Genomic DNA, 19,705 nt, shown 5'->3' on the forward strand with positions numbered 1-19,705 from the left:
ATCACAGGTTGGGAAACAGGCTCAGGATCGGAAACAGCATCGACGAGCCCGGGTTCGACAATCGGCGGATGCGCGGGCGCGCGACCACCGGAAAGGTTCTTCGATCGCGTCACCAGGAAATCGACAAGGTGATTGCGAATCTTGTAGTACTGAGGATCGTGATGCAGCGTGGCGCGCTGGCGATTACGCGGCATGGTGTTACGCACGATCTCGGCGACGCGTGCACGCGGGCCATTGCTCATGAGCAGAATCTTGTCGGCCAGCAGCACGGCTTCGTCCACATCGTGCGTGATCATGAACACGGTCTGGCGTGTTTCGGCACAGATGCGCAACAGCTCATCCTGAATCGTGCCGCGTGTCAGCGCATCGAGCGCACCGAACGGTTCATCGAGCAGCAGCATCTTGGGTTCGATGGCGAAGGCACGTGCAATACCGACACGCTGCTTCATGCCGCCGGACAGCGCGGACGGCTTCTTGTCGATGGCATGCGACAGGCCGACCATCTCCACATATTTCTCGACCTGCTGATTGACCTTGTCGGCCGACCATTCAGGCCAGCGACTGCGCACGGCAAAGCCGATGTTCTTGCGTACCGTCAGCCACGGCATCAGCGCATGGCCCTGGAACACCACACCACGTTCGAGGCCGGGGCCGACGATTTCGCGTTCATCCATCAGCACATGGCCATCGCTCGCCTCTTCGAGACCAGCAAGGACGTTGAGGATAGTCGTCTTGCCGCAACCGGAGTGGCCAATCACGCAAACGAATTCGCCGCGCTGGATGCCGAAATTGACGCTGTCGAACACGGGTTCGGTGCCACCCAGATAGGTCTTGCTCAGCCCTTCCACACGCAGGAAAGGTTTGCTGTCGGCTTTTACATCCAAGGAGACAGCGTTGTTGTCGATTTCAGTCGGCATAGGTCACCGCCTTCTGCGCCTTGGCAAAAATCTGGTCCAGCGCCATGCCGACGAGTCCGATCATCAGGATGGCAAAGATCACATTGGTCAAAGAAAGGTTGTTCCACTCATTCCAGACGAAGTAGCCGATGCCAGTACCACCGACCAGCATCTCGGCGGCCACGATGACCAGCCACGCGATGCCCATGCTGATGCGCATGCCGGTCAGGATGGTCGGCGCGGCAGCAGGCAGGATCACTTCAAATGCCTTGCGCAAGGGGCTGACTTCCAGCGTGCGTGCCACATTGAGCAAGTCGCGCCGCACGCCAGCCACGCCAAAGGCGGTATTGATCAGCATCGGCCAGATCGAACAGATGAAGATCACGAAGATGCCGGATAGTGACGCATCCTTGATCGTGTAGAGCGCAATCGGCATCCATGCCAATGGCGAAATCGGCTTGAGCAATTGAATGAAGGGATCGAGCACGCGATAGACAAGCGGACTCATGCCGATCACGAACCCCAGCGGAATCGCCACCAGCGCAGCCAGACCGAAGCCGAGTCCGACGCGTTGCAGCGAGTGCGCGAGCTGAATGCCAATACCCTTGTCATTCGGGCCGTTGTCATAGAACGGATGCGCCAACTGTTCGACAATCGTTGCACCCATGTCAGACGGCGTCGGAAACGCCGACTTGACCGGTGCCATCATCTGTTCGGGATCCTTGCCCATGAGCTTGGCGTATTCGATCTGATCCGGCGTCAAGCTCGCCGCCGTGCTCTTGGTCGGCAGCGTGGCGATATGCCAGATGCCGACCAACAGAAACAGTACCAACAAGGACAGCAAGCCGGATTTCAGTCGAAGTGGAATGGCGGTACGCATGATCAGCCCCGTTTGATGGCAAAGCTGTTCAGGTACGCCGGGGCTTTGTCGGCATCAAACTGCTTGCCCATGATCGTGAACTTCGGATAGGCACCGCCCGACGGCACGTCCTGACCGAGTTCCTTCATGGTCTTCTTGGCGTCGGTCAGCATGAAGACCTTCTCGGCCATCTGCTTGTAGTTGACATCACCCTTGATGTAACCCCAGCGCTTCATCTGCGTCAGCATCCAGACCGCCATGCTTTCCCATGGCAGCGGGTCGAAGTCGGCGCGATCCGGCACGTTCATCACATTGCCCAGACCATCGGCATACCGTCCCGTCAGCACCTGTGCAACGACGGCTTCCGGCTGATTCAGATAGGCTTGCGGCGAAATCACCTTGGCGATCAGTTCACGATTCTTCTTGTCGCGCGCCATCGCTGCCGACGTCAGCACAGCGCGATACAGCGCGGCAAAGGTGTTCGGATTCTGCTGAATGAATTCGGCCGAGGTGCCGAAGGCGCAGCACGGGTGACCATTCCACAAGTCCTTGGTCAGCAGGTGGATGAAACCGACCTCTTCGAACACGGCGCGCTGGTTGAACGGATCGGGGCCCAGGAAACCGTCGATGTTGCCGGCACGCAGATTGGCGACCATTTCGGCAGGTGGCACCACACGGAGTTGCACATCCTTGTCCGGATCGAGGCCGGCTTCGGCCAGGTAATAGCGCAACAGGAAGTTGTGCATCGAATACTCGAACGGAATCGCGAACTTGAAACCCTTCCAGTTTTTCGGATCACGGTTGTTCTTGTGTTTGAGCGACAGCGTGATGGCCTGACCATTGACGTTCTGGATCGTCGCCACATTCATCGGCTGTGCATTCGAACCGAGACCCATCGAAATCGCCAGCGGCATCGGCGACAGGAAATGCGTGGCGTCGTATTCGCGATTCATCATCTTGTCGCGGATCAGCGCCCAGCCCGCCGTCTTCAACACTTGCACATTCAAGCCCTGCTTGCTGTAGAAGCCAAGCGGATGCGCCATTATCAACGGCGTCGCACAGGTGATCGGGATGAAGCCGATCTTCAGATCCTTTTTCTCGAGCGAGCCGTTTTTTTCCTGTGCCATCGCCTGCAGGCTTGCTACTGGCAGCACACTGGAAATTGCCGCCATTGCCGCGCCCTTGCCAACGGCACGCAAAAAACTACGACGCACATGATCCTGCGGGAACAGCGCCTTCATCAGCGTCGCTTCGACAAATTCGTTCGAATAGGCTTCGAATTCGTCGGTTTCACTGCGCGCCTTCAGCGTAGCGATGGCGGCCTCACGGCTCGCATCGTGGGCTTCCTGGCTGTCGTGCTTGCCGCAACTGCAACCGATATGCAGCGGCTTGTCGGCGTTGTAAGGATCAAAGAAACGGGTCATGGCGCTCTCCCTGAAGTAGATGGTGTCATCTTAGGAAGTGCTGCCCGTGGGCACTATCGTGCTGGCGATGGAATTTCTGTAGTGCGAATACGGTGGCTTGTAGTTGTAGCACTACAAAGACGAAATAGATAACGCCGCATGCACAGAAGCAGGCTGCGCACGCAGAGCTGCAGTCTGTGCAGACAAGGAGGAAACGGAGAGTCTCGGCATAGCGTTGCACTTTCGCCGTCGATGGACTGGCTGCATGCCGTAGTGCCTATGCCATTGCCTCGCCACTGCAGCCTCAACCACTAGCAGCTTCTTCTTGCCACCTTAAGGATCGTTTAATAATTCCTTTTTACGCTGTGCCCATTTCGTCACGACCCGTGGGTGCACCATGACAGCGTTAAGCAAGAACGATTACGATCCTTCCCCCGACCTGACTTTTCCGCTGGCAAGCTCCATACAAGCACCCGGCGGAAAGCGGGTACTTACATCGCCTTGCCTGACAGCAGCCATCTGCGCGACAACGTTGTTCCTGCTTATCGCATTCGTCACCCAAGGCAGCCTCCCCCTGTCGGGCGAAGCAGATCTCCTGCACTGGCTACATCGCTTCGCGTCCCACTCCGGCGATGTGCTAGCGCTCTGGATTTCAGCCTCGGTCACGGTCTTGAGCGTGCTGACACTGGCCCGTCTCGCGTGGCAGCGCGCCTGGCAGGCGCTGGGATTCATCCTCGCCTGCGTGGGTGGATCGGCCTTGCTGGCACTGGCTGCCAAGATCGTCTTTCATCGCGAACGTCCGCAATTGTGGGAAGTGGTCGCCCATCATTCTTCCTACGCATTTCCCAGCGGCCACGCCGTGCAATCGATGGCGCTCGCAGTCGGCGTACTGATCCTCATGAGCAAACAACCCTCCACGCGCGTGTCGCCTTATCTTTTAGCCACCTTGTTCGTACTGGTTATCGTCGCAGTGGGCGCTGTCGCCGTTGCAAGAATGTATCTGGGGCTGCATTACCCCTCGCAAATCCTGGCCGGATGGACGCTGGCCATCGCGTGGGTCAGCCTGATGGCGCTGCTTTTCCGTAACGCGCCCCTGCCGCTGAAAAGGAGCATGGCATGAAGTTGCATCCTGCCTTGAACGACACTCTTCGCGGGCACGACATCCGCACGGCAGCACCTGCACCATTCGCTTCGCGCAAGGTATTCCTTGGCATGCTGGCCGCGTCGGCCATCCTACTGCTGGCCTACCGCATCGTGCTGATGTGGCTGTTGCCACTGGCCGATACCACCGAAGCTCGCTACGGCGAAATCGCGCGGCTGACCGTCACGCATGGTTTCTGGCTGATGCCGCATATCGATGCGACGACCCCTTTCTTTGCCAAACCGCCACTCTCGACCTGGGCGTCGGCCGGTGCAATGGCGCTGTTCGGCATCAATGAGTTTGCCGCCCGCCTGCCGGCCTTGCTGGCCACGCTGATTGCCGTGCGTACCGCGATGGCATTTGCTGCGGCGTACCACATCCGCAAGACGTGGCTGGTGATTCCGATCCTCGCCAGTTGTCCGCTGTTCTTCATCAGCGCTGGCGCGGTGATGACGGATGCCATCCAGATGAGCGTGGTCATGGCAGCCCTGTATTGCGCATGGCGGGCGATTGCGCCGCTGGCTGAGGGCGAATCCGCCGAACGCCGCACACGTCGGCATTGGCGCATCGGTTTCTGGGTAATGGTGGGCATCGGTGCGCTATGCAAGGGCCTGGCAGACTGGGCTTTGATCGGCATGCCGCTGATCGCATATGCACTGGTCGAACGCCGTCCACTGGCCCTGTTGCGTCAGCTCATGGACGGCACCGGCATCGCCCTGTGCATCGCCCTGTTCCTGCCGTGGTATCTGGCTGCCGAACATGCTTATCCGGGCTTTCTGAATTACTTCATCGTCGGCGAACACTTTTCGCGGTTCCTGGTTCCAGGCTGGAAGGGAGATCGCTACGGCATCGCGCACATGCAACCACTGGGCACGATATGGCTGTTCTGGTCTGCGGCCATTTTGCCTTGGCTCGGCGTGTTCCTTATGCAACTGTGGCAACTCCTGCGCAAGCGGGCCGACGCCGTCGAACCGCTTGAGCGCTTCCTCTGGTGCGCCACCTTGATGCCGCTGCTCTTTTTCACCTTCGCGCACAACATCATCTGGACCTACGGCCTGACCTCCATCGTGCCATTCGCCGTACTGGCCGCACGCTGGCTGGAAAACGCATCCAGCGCCGGCACGCGCATCGCCGGTGGTGGCATCCTCGCACTGACCATTGCCGCGGCAGGTTGCTATCAGCTGATACAAACCAATGTCAGCGGCAATTCGGATCGCGACCTTGTGCGCGCATTCCATCAGATCGAAGACAACGATATCCCGCTCGCCTATCGCATCAAGCCTGCTTACTCGGCGCACTTCTATACGCGCGACAACCTTCTGGATGAATCGGATGCAGGTCGACATCTACCCGCGGATGTGGCGCCATTCGCAGTAGAGCGCAACGAGCTGATTGGCAATGCCCCCGTCTACTTTCACGGCACACGCTATTCGTTGATCAAACCGCATTAAGCGACCAGCCCGCCGGAAGAACTGCGATCGCATAATCACGCGCTTATCTTGTGCAGACTGAACATCTAGCGCAATGAGAATCCGCATTCGCGGACTTCACCTGTTATTAACGCGTGCGTCGCCACACTTCCCGTCACTTAGATTGCCTTTGGCGAGGCAGGAGGGGTCCGACATGCGCGTCTTACTTGTAGAAGATGATCTGATGATTGGCGAAAGTCTGGAAGAAGGCTTGCGCAAAGAAATGCACGCTGTCGATTGGGTGCGAGATGGCAAACTTGCCGAACTTGCCATTTATGCTCACGACTACGACATCCTTTTGCTGGATCTCGGCTTGCCTGGCAAGTCCGGTATTGAGGTACTGAAAAATTATCGCAGGCAAGGTGGCAAGGCGGCGGTGCTGATCCTAACGGCGCGCGACGGAAAAACGGATCGTGTGCAGGGACTCGACGAAGGTGCGGATGATTACCTCGTCAAACCTTTTGAGCCGGATGAGTTGTTCGCGCGCATTCGTGCCACCAGTCGCCGTCGGCATGGCCGCGCCAGCCCGGCACTGCGGCATCGCGGCCTGACAATCGATCCGGCAACACGCGAAGCCTCCCTCGATGGCCAGGCGATCAGCTTCTCGGCTCGCGAATTCACGCTGCTGATGACCTTACTTGATGCGCCGGGCAAGGTGCTCTCCAAATCGCAACTCGAAGAACGCCTGTACGGCTGGTGCGAAGAAATCGAAAGCAACACGATCGAAGTCTACGTCCACGGCCTGCGCAAGAAACTCGGCACCGACTTCATCAAGAACGTGCGTGGCGTTGGCTACATGATCGCGAGCCACACATGAAAACCATGCGTCGGCAACTACTCATCTACCTGTGCGTCGGCATGATGACGGCTACTGTACTCGCCGGCATTGCCACTTACATTGAAGTACGTAACGACACCAGTGATCTGTTCGACTACCAACTGAAACAAATTGCAGCCGCGTTGCCGAATGAAATGACAGCCGAGAATGGTATCGCTGCCGAAAATGAAGTAGATGAAGAGACCGCCGTACAGATCTGGGACCGCAGGGGCGTACTCATTTTTACATCCGGCCCCTTCAAAACCGTGCCCTATAGCCGCAAGTCCGGTTTTTCTTCGATCTCCATCGATGGCGTAGGTTGGCGCTTGTACACAGAAGACGATCACGGCCGCATCACCCAAATCGCACAACCGAACGCTATTCGGAACAAACTCGCCGCAGCGATGGCAATGCGTGCCCTGAGTCCCTTCGTCGCTTTGATCCCCATTCTTGCTTTTCTGATCTGGTCAGTCGTCGGACGCAGCTTGCAACCGCTGCAAGAACTCGCATGGGAAGTAAAAAGTCGTTCTCCAACTTTGTTGACGCCGTTGGAAACCCATCGCTATCCACCCGAACTCAGTCCAATTTTGACGGCATTGAATGACCTGCTAGCACGCCTGAATGACGCACTAGATGCGCAACGCGCATTTGTGGCCGATGCCGCGCATGAACTGCGTACCCCATTGGCCGCGTTGAAATTCCAGTTACATCTGGTGGAAAAGGAACGTAATCCACGTGTCATTGCCCAGGGCTTCGGCAAACTACACGATCGCCTGAACCGCGCCACACATATGGTGCATCAATTATTGGTGTTGGCACGCCATGAACAGCCATACGTCTCCGGCACTATGAAGATGCTCGATCCTGCTCAACTTATCGCCGATACTGTATCGGATCATGCCTTGCAGGCTGAAATAAAAGGAATTGATCTGGGTGTCGTCTCAGACGAAACGGTTGACGCTGCGCTGCAGATCCTAGGCGACGAAGACAGCTTACGCATTCTGCTTGGTAATCTGATAGACAATGCCGTGCGCTATACCGCACGCGGCGGTCGTGTGGATGTGACATTCGAAACCCGGGCGGACGTCGGCATTCTTGCCGTGTCCGATAATGGCCCCGGCATTCCCGCCTGCGATCGTAGCCGCGTGTTCGACCGTTTTTATCGACGCGAAGGCACCGATGAAACCGGCAGCGGACTGGGTCTTTTCATTGCTCGCGCAATCGCCAGCCAGCATCAGGCGCAGATCGATCTGAACGAGGGCCCGCTAGGTGGCTTGATCGTGCGTGTCCATATACCGCTGGTCCATCGCCTGTCGCTGTTACAGGCAGCCGCCTAGGCACGATGCTGATACTCAGCATGACGAACGAACAGCAATTGCGCGGTTACTCTGCCATCGTCGATTGCCGCATCGCAAACAGCGCCAGTTCCACATCGTTGCGCACACCGGTTTTTTCGAGAATGCGCGCACGGTAGGTGCTGACGGTGTTGGGCGAGAGCGAAAGCTGGACCGAGATTTCACCGACGCTCTGGCCTTGTGACAACAGTTGATAAACCTGATGCTCGCGGTTGGACAGCACTTCCTGAATCGGCCTGTCACCCTTGTCGAGCGGACCGGCCCCAACTGAGAACGCCAGCAATTCCGCCACAGAAGGCGTGATGAACAAGCCACCCTGCGCGACCTTGCGAATGGCTGCGATCATCTGTTCCGAATCGGCGCTCTTGTTCAGATATCCGGCGGCACCAAGCTTGAGGCTGAAGACGGCATACTGGCGATCGGGGTAGGTACTCAGGATCAGCACCGGCAGCTTGGGGAACTCGTTCTTGAACTGCTTGAGCATGTCCAGCCCGTCACGCTGCGGCATGGCGATGTCGAGCAACACGACATCGATGCCCTGCGTTTTTTCCGTCTTGCCTTCATTCAGTTCTCGCACCCGGCGAATCGCATCGACGCCATTGCCGGCTTCAGCCACCACGTCGATATCGTCGGCGTCGGCAAGAATTTGTCGTATGCCTTGGCGCACGATCAGATGATCGTCGCAAACCAGTACCTTGATCACTTGTCTGTGCATGGCATGCCCTCCTCGTTCATTTCCATCATCAAGGGCATCACGAGTTTCACACAAGTGCCCTGCCCCGGCATGCCGTTGATCGTCAACTTGCCGCCAAAATAGCCGGCGCGTTCGCGCATGCCCGCCACGCCGTAACTCTGCGGACTATTTAGTTGTTCGCTGCGCGCACCCACGCCGTCATCCAGCACTTCGATGTACAGCACCGGGTCCGGCGGCTGATCGACAAGGATGCGGATGGTGATCGAGCGTGCCTGCGCGTGCCGCGCAATATTGCTGAGAATTTCCTGAAAGATGCGGAACACGGCAGTGGCCTGGCCGCGCTCGGGATTGCCGACACCGGCTGCCACATGCATCTGGATATCGGAAGCGAGTTCGGCGCTCTTGATGAATTCCTGCATCTGCCACGACAGCGCTGCCCACAAGCCGCGATGGTCGAGAATGCTGGGGCGCAGATCGGTGATGATGCGGCCGACGTTGTCCACCGCTGTGTCAATAAGCGTGCCCATGTTGTCGCATTTCTGCTTGAGCGGTGGCCGGTCGTCGAGCCGCTTTTCCAGCCAGTTCACGTCCATCTTGAGCGCCACCAGCAACGAACCGAGTTCGTCGTGGATTTCGCGTGCGATGCGCGTGCGTTCGGTTTCACGCACGGTTTCCAGGTAGGCGGCCAGCGCGCGCAGATCGGCCAGCGCCTGCGTCAGTTCTTCGGTGCGCTCGGCAACGCGCCGTTCGAGTTCGTCATTGGCCTGCTTGAGCAGGCGCTCGGACTCCTTGCGTTCGGAAATGTCCTTGATCGTCGCCACCGCACCCAGAATGATGTCGCCATCGGCGGTGTGTTCGATGATGGGGTGCGACGTGTATTCGGCCTGAAACGAGGAGCCGTCCTTGCGCCACAGCACTTCATCTTCGATATGGCATGGCAGGCCGTGACTGAAGGCATGGAAAATCGGGCAATGCTCGACCGGATAGTGGCTGCCATCGTTATGCGTGTGATGGATCAGGTGATGCATGTTCTGATGCAACGCTTCGTCGGGCGTGTAGCCGATCATGTCGGCAGCGGCGCGATTGATGAAGATGCAGTTGCCATCCATGTCCACGCCGAAGATGCCGTCGCCGGTCGATTCGAGCAGCAGATCGAGACGGTCGCGCCAGAGCTGCGCACCGCGTTCGGCCTGCGACAGGCGCTTGCGACCGGGAAGATCGATCTGGATGCTGGCGGGGGTGGCGCTCATGCAGCCTCCCGCCGGCCGGACGATCCTCGTTGAAAGTAGGGGTGCCACTTGTTTTGCATGGATCTTTCCTTTCGTTCGGGAGCGCCGGTCTGTCGCTTGCCTTGCCGCGGGTCTTGTCGCTGACCTTGTCGGTTAATGCGGCGGTGCGGCAAGCGTGAAGGCGTGCGATCCCGTCTTGACTCTGATCGGGGGACAGCGACTGACATACGGCACCGCTGGCGCACCAACGATATTGGCCGCGATACATGCCGCTTGCCGTGCGATCGGCTCGATGTAGCGATGCGTCTTGCCATCGATGCTGATGCAGTCGCCAAGCGCATGGATGTTGGCGACATTCGTGCGCAGGGTGTCAGCATCGACCGCAATACCGTCTTGCCAGGCCAGCCCGGCACTGGTTGCCAGCCGGCTCGGCGTCTGCAAACCCGTTGCCGAGATGACATGCTCGACCTCGAACATTCGACCGTCTTCGCAAGCCACGCGCCGCGTCCCGTTTTCCTCCCAAACGCGAGCAATACGCATGCCACCCAAGAACTGCAAAGGCAATCCGCGCCATGCATCGGTCAGCGTGCGAATCTCGTCCTCCATGGCCAGCGACTGCAAGGGTCGTGTTTGTTGATCCAGCAGCAACACCTGATACCCGGCCAGCGCCAGATCGTTGGCCAACTCGCAACCCACAAGACCGGCACCGACGATCAGCACGCGTTGCGGCAAATCAGGCCGGACCGGGCCGAGACGTTTGCGAAAGTGTGCATACGTTTGCAGATCGTTGATCCGCCAGCAGAGCGACGCCGGCAATGTCGGTAGCGCGCGCGGAGACGCGCCGTGAGCCAGCACCAGATGCGTATAACGCAGCGTGCCGCGCGTGGTGCGCAACGCCGACGCCTCACGCATGACACTGATCGCATGCGTCTGCGGCAGCAGGTGCACATTCCAGCGTGCCGCGGCATCGGCAGCCGATTCGCGCACCAGCGCATCCATGTCCATACGTTTTTGCAGCGCGACCGATAGCAGCGGTTTGTCATAGACATCGGCACTACAGGCCGAGACCACGGTGATCGGCAAGGCCGCATCGTGCTCGCGCAGGCTGCGCACCATCTGCCACGCAGCGCAACCGCCACCGACGATGACGACACCCGGCTTGCCACGCAGGCCGACCGGTTGTGCCGCTGCGGCCTGACGCGGCATTTCCACCGCCAGCCACGGCTCAAAATCGGCCTTGGTGACACCGCACAGCGGACATTCCCAGTCTGCGGGAATGTCTTCGAAACGCGTGCCCGGCGCGAGGCCGCTATCGGGATCGCCTTCGGCTTCGTCATAGATCAATCCACAGGCACGGCAGATGAACTTGCGCCACGGCGGCGTGCCGGCAATGGCCGTGAGAGCGGCACTCATTGCGGCTGCTCCTGTGTCGACAGCCGCGCCATTTCCTTGCGCAAGTGCTTGATCGCCGGCGTCACGATGGCGACGAAGTGCGATTCACGCACGCGTCGCTGCACGGCAGACGACATCAGGTAACCGCGTGCGCCCTGATGCAGCAAGGCAGACTGCGCGGCGCGCAGCGATATTTCCGAAGCATGTGCGCGCACGTCGAGTACATCGATCAGATAAGCCGTGTCGGTCTCGAACGGCGTGCGTGCCAGCGCCATCACACGCGTCGTCAATGCATCGAGCTCGGCCTGCAGCGTATCGGGACGATCTTCGAGGAACTGGTTGACGTGACCGAGTTGCTGCTCGACATCCCACATCGAATCGATCGCGCCTTGTGTCACACCAAGGCCCATGCCGCATTGCAGCAGGATGAAGGCCGCGCGAATGCGGGCAATGAACGGCCGCACCGGATCGGCAATCATGTTGTGCGTACCGACAAAGTAATCGGTCAGGCGCACACCCCAGGTACCCGTGCCTTCCATGCCGGCGAAAGAAGGACAATCGCGCAGTTCGGCCTGCGGCGAAGCGCAATCGACGAGGAACATCAGTTCATGCGTGCCTTCACCTTCGACATGCGCAATCGCGCCAAAGTAATGATCGCTACCGAGATTGCTGACCCACGGCAGCGTACCGCTGACGAGGTAACCGCCCTCCACCTTCTTCGCGCGCAACAGCATGGCTTCGATGCCGGCGAAGCTTTTCATCGGATTGCTGAGGCCGGTACCGCCCAGCGTCTGGCCGTGGATATGCGCATGCAGCAACGCACCCTGCAAGGCCGGATTGCCCGACTCTTCCATGTACAAGCCGCACACCGCATGGCACCACATCATGAAACCGGTGGCACCGCACACGCGCGAGACTTCGGCCATGGCACGGATGGCGGTACCGTAATCGGTGCCACCGACCGCCATGTGCGGCTTGAAGGCACCGACCTCGCCGAGCGCCATCAGGATCGCGCGCGGATAGGTACCGTGGCGGTCGATCTCCTCGACCATGTTCGCCAGCGGACCGGCAGCAATCTGCCGCACGGCAGCCATCATGGTTTCCTGCTCCGACGAGAGTGAAGCAAATCGTTCTGGGACGGCAGACATCGCGTGCTCCTTGTGTATTGCGCAGTAGCTCAGTCGGCGAGCGAAATCTCGAACGGAATCGGATTGCGCATGGTGTTGGCAACCGGCGAATAGAAATTGGCGTGCTGCACGATCTTGTCCAGCTCTTCGCGCGAGGCATCGCCTTCGACGAGCACCTTCACGCGGATTGCCTGAAAGCCCATGTCGGCCGGTGCCATCTGGGCACCGCCGGCACCCCAGGCAGCCGGATTGCCGATATCGCCTTCCAGGAAGATTTCCAGCTTCGAGAGCTTGACCTGACGTTGCGTGGCGACCGCCGTGATACCGACCGCGAGGCAACCGCCCAGACCCGACAGCACGATCTCGCCCGGTGCCGGCGCGGTGTTTTGACCGAACAGATGCAACGGCTCATCGACCACGACCGGATGATGATCGGCCACATAGCTGAACGAACGGTATTGCCCTTCCATGACGGTATGAACCTTGTTGGTACCACGCGAGCCGGGATTGTTGCGGCCCTTTTCGGCAAAGGCGAGCAAGCCATCGCGGTCGATCGGGCGCAGGCTGGTTTTGACGGTTTGAACGGTATCGGCAGTGCTTGCAGTCATGAAAATCTCCTGGTGGATGGGAAGGAACATCCTCCTTTTTGCAAGCGCTGTGCCACCCGGCACAAATCGCAGAGAAGCACTTTCCAATAACAGGAAAGTGCTTTCATAACAAAGACTTGGCGGATTTTCGTGGCGGGCGAAGGGGGTATGAAGGAATCCAGATTGCCTGCAAGCTCACACACTTTGTCGACATTTTGTCGACAAAGTGTCGTTCAAGAAGAGGGGTGCAGCTTGCGCCAGCGGTAGGCAAACTGGCGTGTCGTCAAACCCAGCGACTGCGCCGCACGCGACTGGTTATTGCCGGCGCGCGCCATCGCTTGTCGCAGCACCTCGGCCGAATGCGAATCGTGCTGCAGATAATCACGCACCAAGGGCAACGGCGATTCCACTTGCCGTGCAAATGGCAAGGCTGACAGTGCCGTAGCTTGCGGCAACAACCGTCGGATTTCTTCAGCGGTGACCAGCGACTGGTCCGTCAGCAATACCAGCCGTTCGATCACATTCGACAGCTCGCGAATATTGCCGGGCCAGGCGTGCGTTTCGAGCACATCCAGCGCCTCGGTGGACAAGTGGACATTGCGCTGATTGGCCTGGTTGTTGCGGTTGAGGAAATGCAAGGCCAGCGAACGGATGTCTTCGCGCCGCTCGGCCAGCGACGGCAAATGGATGGGAATCACATTGAGTCGATAGAACAGATCGCTGCGGAAGCGGCCCTGCTCAACCTCCACCGCCAGATCGCGATTGGTGGCAGCGACCAGCCGGACATCCACCGGCACTTCGCGCTTGCCGCCCAGCCGCACGATGGTGCCTTCCTGCAGCGTGCGCAGCAGCTTGGTCTGCATCGCCAGCGGCATCTCACCGATCTCGTCGAGGAAAATGGTGCCGCCATCGGCCTGCTCGAACCAGCCGGCACGCGCACTGGCCGCACCGGTAAAGGCGCCGCGCTCATGGCCGAACAATTCGGACTCGAACAGCGTCTCGGGAATCGCCGCGCAATTGACCTTGATGAACGGCGCATTGTGACGCGGGCTGGCCATGTGCAACGCACGTGCAAACAGTTCCTTGCCGGTACCCGACGCGCCCAGCAACAACACGCTGGCCGTGGCTTGCGAAACGCGTTCGAGCTCGTCGAGTGCACGCAACAGCGCGGGCGAACTGCCGATGATGCCGTAGCGCGCCGCCGCCGATTCCAGCGCACGCGACAACATGACATTGCGCGCTTCGAGTTCGCGCGTTTTCTCGGCCACCAGCGACTGCAACTGCAACAGCTGCCCGGCCAGCGTCGCCAGCATCTTCAGCAAGGCCAGATCGTCGGACAGCAAGGCCGTGCGCTTGCGCAGACGATGCACGGCCAGCACACCGACGGTTCTTCCGTTCATGTCAATCGGAATGGCGATGAAGGCCACCATTTCCTGCGGCAAGCGTGCACGCTCGACGGCGCGCCCGAGGAACAGCGGCTCGGCATCGATGTTCTGAATTACCGCCGCCTGCCCGGTCGCCAGCACGGTCCCGGTAATACCTTCGCCATGCGCATAGCGACCGCGGGCCGCTTCTTCGGGCGTCAGTCCATAGGAAAAACGGATCGAGGAAGACGGGTTCGGTGGCAAGCGCCCGGGGCTGCCCACACGTTCGAGATCATCGATCAACACGATGCGGCCGCGATTCAAACCCAGCAGTTCCGACAACAGATGCAGCATTTCGCGAAACACGACTTCGGGCGCCAGGCTTTGCCCGACCAGATGCATGACCTCACCCAGCAGCAGGCGCTCCTGCGCACGCCACGATGGCTCATCGGGCGAAAGAGAGTCAGAACGCGGCTTGGCGGAAGTGCTCATCGATAAACAGTCGGCAGGAAACGGGGGCAAGCAAGTGCCGCTCATTCTAGCCGGAATGCCTGCGCACAGAAGTGCCTTGCATGGGCAAGCATGCCAGCGTACGGTGCCCCAACGCTCTCACCGCCCGACTTGTTGTTGCATCCTCCCCACGCCACCTGCGGCCAGGGCGGGCGTTTGTTACCATAGCGGCTTGAACAACACGGCTGTCCCGATCGCAAGCCGCTAACAAACCCTTCTGGCCCGGTTGGAGCAACTTGTCCGCTTGTATTTCACCTTGCGCAAGATTGTCTTCACCGTCGTGTTTACCCAGAATCGCGCGCCGGGCCTTGTTAGCTGCTGCTGACGCATACCCCTAACGTCACCCCGAGACACTGCCGTACCGAGGTCACCATGAGCACCGATACCGATATCAAAGAATTTCTTCGCGAACCGATTCCCCTGCCAGCCAAACCGGGCAAGGTGCTGCTGCATTCATGCTGCGCACCGTGCTCGGGCGAAGTCATGGAAGCCATGCTGGCGTCGGGCATCGACTACACGATCTTCTTCTACAACCCGAACATCCATCCCGAGAAGGAATACCTGCTGCGCAAGGAGGAAAACATCCGCTTTGCAGAAAAGCACGGCGTGGACTTCATCGATGCCGATTACGACACCGATAACTGGTTCGAACGTGCCAAGGGCATGGAAGACTCGCCAGAACGTGGCGAGCGCTGCACGATGTGCTTCGACATGCGTTTCGAGCGCACAGCCCTTTATGCACACGAGCATGGCTTTCCGGTCATCACCAGCTCGCTCGGCATTTCGCGCTGGAAGGACATGAACCAGATCAACGGTTGCGGTGTACGGGCAGCGGCCAAGTACCCGGACATGCTGTACTGGGAATACAACTGGCGCAAGAAAGGCGGTTCGGCGCGCATGATCGAAATTTCCAAGCGCGAGGATTTTTACCAGCAGGAATATTGCGGCTGCGTGTATTCATTACGCGACACCAACCGCCACCGCCGTGAAAACGGACGTGAAAAGATTGCATTTGGCGTGCAGTTTTATCGTTCGAATCCGGCCAAATAAACGTTTTACTTCTGGTTTTCGCCAGAAATATGCCGCAAACCAAGGCTTACAGGACCTTACAGCCGTGGAAAACTTTGCGCGATCGGGCTCGCAAACGCTAAAATTGTGGGCTTCCCGTCAGTCATGCGACTGGCGTTTTCTCAAAGCAAGTCCCGCATGGTATCGGCCGTGGAATTCTGTTCCATCCGGCCTTGCGGGACTTGTGCCGGACGAGCCGGCTTCACCTGTGCACCAACGTGAACCTTAAACGCGCCTTCTTACCAGGGTCTGCAGCCGCAGACCATCATCATCCGGCCGACGTCGTCCTGATCGGCGGCGGCATCATGAGCACGACCCTGGCCACCCTGTTGCAGGAGCTGGAGCCGAGCTGGCAGATTCACCTGTTCGAGCGCATGGACGGAGTCGCGCTGGAAAGCACGGCCGGCTGGAACAATGCCGGCACCGGCCACTCCGGTTTTGCCGAACTCAATTACACGCCGGAACTGGAAGACGGCTCGATCGAAACCAAGCGCGCGATCGATATTGCCGAGCAGTTCGAGGTGGCCCGCCAGTTCTGGGCACATCAGGTCAAGGAAGGCCGACTGCAAACGCCGTCGAGCTTCATCAACCCGACGCCGCACATGAGCTTCGTGTGGGGCGAAGAAAACATTGCCTACCTGCGCAAGCGCCATGCCGCACTCGTGAAGAATCCGCTGTTCTACGGCATGCAGTATTCGGAAGATCCCGAACAGATTCGCCAGTGGGCACCACTGATGATGGAAGGGCGTGATCCAACGCAACACATCGCCGCCACCTACATGCCGCTGGGGACCGATGTCAATTTCGGCGAGATCACCTGCCAGTTGATTCACGCGCTGGAACGCAATCCGAATTTCCACTTGAACCTGTGCCATAAGGTAAATCGCCTGCGTCAGAATCACGATCGCACGTGGAATGTCGGCGTGACCGACATGAAGACCGACAAGCAGCGCACGATCCGCACGCGCTTCGTGTTCATCGGCGCCGGTGGTGCTTCGCTCAAGTTGCTGCAGCGCTCGGGCATTCCCGAGGCACGCAACTATGCGGGCTTTCCGGTCGGCGGCCAGTTCCTCGCCTTCGATGCACCGGCGATTGCCGGACGTCATGAAGTCAAGGCCTACGGCAAGGCTGAAGCCGGTTCGCCGCCGATGTCGGTGCCGCATCTGGATGCCCGCAAGCTAGAGGGCAAACCTGCGGTGATGTTCGGCCCGTTCGCACTCAAAAGCAGCAAGTTCCTCAAGGAAGGCTCGCGCTTCGATCTGCTGTCGTCCGTCAATCGTCACAACGTGGTGGCAATGCTGCGCGTGGGCAGCCAGAATCTGAAGCTGGTCAAATATCTGGCGCAGCAGGCCAGCCTGACCGATGTCGATCGCCATGCGGCACTGATCAAGTATTTTCCGCAGGCCAAACCTGAAGACTGGAAACTGATCACCGCCGGCCAGCGCGTACAGATCATCAAGCGCGATCCGGTACAGGGTGCGATCCTGCAATTCGGCACCGAGATCGTCAGCAGCCGCGACGCCACGCTGGCGGCCCTTTTGGGTGCCTCGCCCGGTGCATCCACTTCACCACCGATCATGCTCAACGTGCTGGCCAAGGCGTTCCCGAAACAAATGGCCGCCGGCTGGGAAGCGCGCCTGAAGGACATCATTCCTTCGTACGGCAAGAAGCTCAACACCAGTGTCGAACTGACCAATGCGATTCGTCAGCACACCAGCACTGCTCTCAATCTGCCGTATCTGGAAGTGCCTGCCGAATTAACGACCACGTCGTCAGCGCCAGTCGCAACCGTCAGCGACGATCCCGCCAACAAGGCCCTGCAAGCCGTGTAAGTCCTTCACGTGTCAGGTGCATCTCTGGCTATGCCGGGATGTGACTGACGGCAGTTCCCAGCAGCACCACAATATTCCGCTCGCGCCGGCGCCTTGCCGGCACCGTGTTGCCGCACAGCATCACACTCGAAGACGGATTTGCAACACGCGGAACAAGCGCGTCAGTAGCAAGTCAGATTTGGTGTTTATTCTGCCCGCACACGGCATACGCTCGTTTCCCCTCAAACCCAAAAAACGGCAGCTTCTGCTCATGAAAAAGACCCTCAAAGCCCTGATTGGCATCGTCGTGACCCTGGTGGTCGCGCTTGCCCTGTTCCTCTACTGGCCGCTGTTTCCAAAATCAGCCCCCTCAGCGGAAAACGACAAACCCGTCGATGCCGTCCTCATCGGCGCCGGCATCATGAGCACCACGCTCGCCACCTACCTGCAAGAGCTGGAACCGAACTGGCAAGTCCACATGTTCGAACGCATGGATGGCGTCGCGCTGGAAAGCTCGAACGGCTGGAACAACGCCGGCACCGGCCACTCCGGTTTTGCCGAACTCAATTACACGCCTGAGTTGCCGGATGGTTCGATCGAGACCAAGCGTGCCGTCAACATCGCCGAGCAGTTCGAAGTGTCGCGCCAGTTCTGGGCACACCAGATCAAGGCCGGCCGCATGCACACGCCTTCCGATTTCATTAACCCAACGCCGCACATGAGCTTCGTCTGGGGTGACGACAACATCGAATACCTGCGCAAGCGCCAGGCGGCCCTGGTCAAGAATCCGCTGTTCTACGGCATGCAGTTTTCCGAAGACCAGCAGCAGATTCGCAAGTGGGCACCGCTGATGATGGAAGGCCGCGACCCGAACCAGAAGATTGCCGCAACCTGGATGCCAATCGGCACCGACGTCAACTTCGGCGTCATCACCAACCAGTTGATGGCGGCGCTTCAGCGTAACAACAACTTCCATCTGCACCTCAGCAATGAAGTGCGCGGCCTGCATCAAAATGCCGACAAAACCTGGAACGTTACCGTCTACGATCTGAACGCGAAGAAAGAGCGCACCATCAAAACGCGCTTTGTCTTCATCGGTGCCGGCGGTGCTTCGCTCAAGCTGCTGCAGATGTCGGGCATTCCCGAATCGAAGGACTATGCAGGCTTCCCGGTCGGTGGTCAGTTCCTGGCTTTCCAGTCTTCGGCCATCGCCGATCGTCATGACGTGAAAGCCTACGGCAAGGCCGAAGCCGGTTCGCCACCGATGTCGGTACCGCATCTGGATGCGCGCAAGCTCGACGGCAAACCAGTCGTGCTGTTTGGCCCATTCGCGCTGCAAAGCACCAAGTTCCTGAAGGAAGGTTCGTGGTGGGATCTGTTCTCGTCGGTCACGCATGACAACTTCGCCGGCATGCTGCGCGTCGGCAGCGAGAACCTCGATCTGGTCAAGTATCTGGCCCAACAAGCTGCACTGTCGGATGACGATCGCCACAAGGAACTGCTCAAGTATTTCCCGCAAGCCAAGCGCGACGAATGGAAACTCATCACCGCCGGCCAGCGCGTGCAAGTCATCAAGCGCGACAAGGAAAAAGGTGCGATTCTGCAATTCGGCACGGAAATCGTGAGCGACAAGGATGGCAGCATCGCTGCCCTGCTGGGCGCATCGCCAGGCGCCTCGACCTCGCCACCGATCATGCTGAAAGTGCTATCGCAAGCCTTCCCGCAAGAGATGGCTGCAAGCTGGGAAACCCGCCTGAAGGACATCATTCCTTCGTACGGCAAGAAACTCAACGATAGCCCCGCACTGACCAACGAGATTCGTCGCTACACCAGCGAAGCATTGAATCTGCCTTACCTGCAAGTCCCCGCCAACCCTTCGGCCGTGGCACCTGCCGTCGCACCGGTCAAGGAAGACCGCAGCAACAAGGCCATGCAGGCACTGTAATCACTGCATCGCTTCAACAAAAACGGCACTGGAAATCC

General features: G+C 59.1%; 16 protein-coding genes. 7 read left to right on the forward strand and 9 right to left on the reverse strand.

All coding sequences use genetic code 11. The features are described from left to right. The 3 genes from QZ725_RS02440 to QZ725_RS02450 all read right to left on the reverse strand — a co-directional run. Positions 1-917 (reverse strand): ABC transporter ATP-binding protein (locus QZ725_RS02440; protein ID WP_293776030.1); only part of this gene is annotated, 917 nt, incomplete at its 3' end. After that, positions 907-1,776, reverse strand: a complete 870-nt coding sequence (ntrB, locus tag QZ725_RS02445) for a nitrate ABC transporter permease (RefSeq protein ID WP_293776031.1) — start codon at positions 1,774-1,776, stop codon at positions 907-909. The genes ntrB and QZ725_RS02440, both read right to left, overlap by 11 nt. Positions 1,777-1,778: 2 nt before the next feature. Then, positions 1,779-3,179, reverse strand: a complete 1,401-nt coding sequence (locus tag QZ725_RS02450; RefSeq protein ID WP_293776032.1) for a CmpA/NrtA family ABC transporter substrate-binding protein — start codon at positions 3,177-3,179, stop codon at positions 1,779-1,781. Between the two features lie 376 nt (positions 3,180-3,555). Here QZ725_RS02450 and QZ725_RS02455 point away from each other — a divergent pair, with 376 nt between their 5' ends. The 4 genes from QZ725_RS02455 (at position 3,556) to QZ725_RS02470 (ending at position 7,922) form a co-directional block, all read left to right on the forward strand. Continuing rightward, entirely contained in the window at positions 3,556-4,278 is a 723-nt protein-coding gene (locus QZ725_RS02455; protein WP_293776033.1) for a phosphatase PAP2 family protein, read from the forward strand. Further along, complete coding sequence (locus tag QZ725_RS02460; RefSeq protein WP_293776034.1) at positions 4,275-5,750, forward strand: phospholipid carrier-dependent glycosyltransferase; 1,476 nt, start codon at positions 4,275-4,277, stop codon at positions 5,748-5,750. The genes QZ725_RS02455 and QZ725_RS02460 overlap by 4 nt, the downstream gene beginning before the upstream one ends. A 172-nt stretch (positions 5,751-5,922) precedes the next feature. After that, positions 5,923-6,585, forward strand: coding sequence for a response regulator transcription factor (locus QZ725_RS02465; RefSeq protein ID WP_293776035.1), 663 nt, complete (start codon positions 5,923-5,925; stop codon positions 6,583-6,585). Beyond that, positions 6,582-7,922, forward strand: a complete 1,341-nt coding sequence (locus tag QZ725_RS02470) for an ATP-binding protein (protein WP_293776037.1) — start codon at positions 6,582-6,584, stop codon at positions 7,920-7,922. Before QZ725_RS02465 ends, QZ725_RS02470 begins: the two co-directional genes overlap by 4 nt. A 46-nt stretch (positions 7,923-7,968) precedes the next feature. On the opposite strand, the gene QZ725_RS02475 is transcribed toward QZ725_RS02470, so the two are convergent. From QZ725_RS02475 to QZ725_RS02500, 6 genes are all read right to left on the reverse strand, one after another. Beyond that, the gene (locus QZ725_RS02475) at positions 7,969-8,655 is read right to left on the reverse strand and encodes a response regulator transcription factor (protein ID WP_293776039.1); all 687 of its coding nucleotides are present in this window, start codon (positions 8,653-8,655) and stop codon (positions 7,969-7,971) included. Continuing rightward, a complete protein-coding gene (locus tag QZ725_RS02480; RefSeq protein WP_293776041.1) occupies positions 8,640-9,884 on the reverse strand; it encodes a PAS domain-containing sensor histidine kinase in 1,245 nt (414 codons plus the stop codon). Before QZ725_RS02480 ends, QZ725_RS02475 begins: the two co-directional genes overlap by 16 nt. A 132-nt stretch (positions 9,885-10,016) precedes the next feature. Next, entirely contained in the window at positions 10,017-11,276 is a 1,260-nt protein-coding gene (locus tag QZ725_RS02485) for an FAD-dependent oxidoreductase (protein ID WP_293776042.1), read from the reverse strand. After that, positions 11,273-12,403: an acyl-CoA dehydrogenase family protein gene (locus QZ725_RS02490; protein WP_293776043.1), complete on the reverse strand. Its 1,131-nt coding sequence runs from the start codon at positions 12,401-12,403 to the stop codon at positions 11,273-11,275. Before QZ725_RS02490 ends, QZ725_RS02485 begins: the two co-directional genes overlap by 4 nt. A 29-nt stretch (positions 12,404-12,432) precedes the next feature. After that, positions 12,433-12,990 (reverse strand): OsmC family protein, encoded by a 558-nt coding sequence (locus QZ725_RS02495; protein WP_293776044.1) that lies wholly within the window; start codon positions 12,988-12,990, stop codon positions 12,433-12,435. 212 nt (positions 12,991-13,202) lie between these two features. Beyond that, positions 13,203-14,825, reverse strand: a complete 1,623-nt coding sequence (locus QZ725_RS02500) for a sigma 54-interacting transcriptional regulator (RefSeq protein WP_293776045.1) — start codon at positions 14,823-14,825, stop codon at positions 13,203-13,205. A 390-nt stretch (positions 14,826-15,215) separates the two neighbouring features. Here QZ725_RS02500 and QZ725_RS02505 point away from each other — a divergent pair, with 390 nt between their 5' ends. From QZ725_RS02505 to mqo (QZ725_RS02515), 3 genes are all read left to right on the forward strand, one after another. After that, positions 15,216-15,893: an epoxyqueuosine reductase QueH gene (locus tag QZ725_RS02505; protein WP_293776047.1), complete on the forward strand. Its 678-nt coding sequence runs from the start codon at positions 15,216-15,218 to the stop codon at positions 15,891-15,893. Positions 15,894-16,129: 236 nt separating this feature from the next. Then, positions 16,130-17,743, forward strand: a complete 1,614-nt coding sequence (gene mqo / locus QZ725_RS02510; RefSeq protein WP_293776048.1) for a malate dehydrogenase (quinone) — start codon at positions 16,130-16,132, stop codon at positions 17,741-17,743. A 250-nt stretch (positions 17,744-17,993) separates the two neighbouring features. Further along, positions 17,994-19,667 (forward strand): malate dehydrogenase (quinone), encoded by a 1,674-nt coding sequence (gene mqo, locus QZ725_RS02515; RefSeq protein ID WP_293776049.1) that lies wholly within the window; start codon positions 17,994-17,996, stop codon positions 19,665-19,667. Positions 19,668-19,705 lie beyond the last annotated feature (38 nt).

Origin of the sequence: uncultured Oxalicibacterium sp., from assembly GCF_913776015.1 — a bacterium.
In the GTDB taxonomy this organism is placed as follows: domain Bacteria; phylum Pseudomonadota; class Gammaproteobacteria; order Burkholderiales; family Burkholderiaceae_D; genus Oxalicibacterium.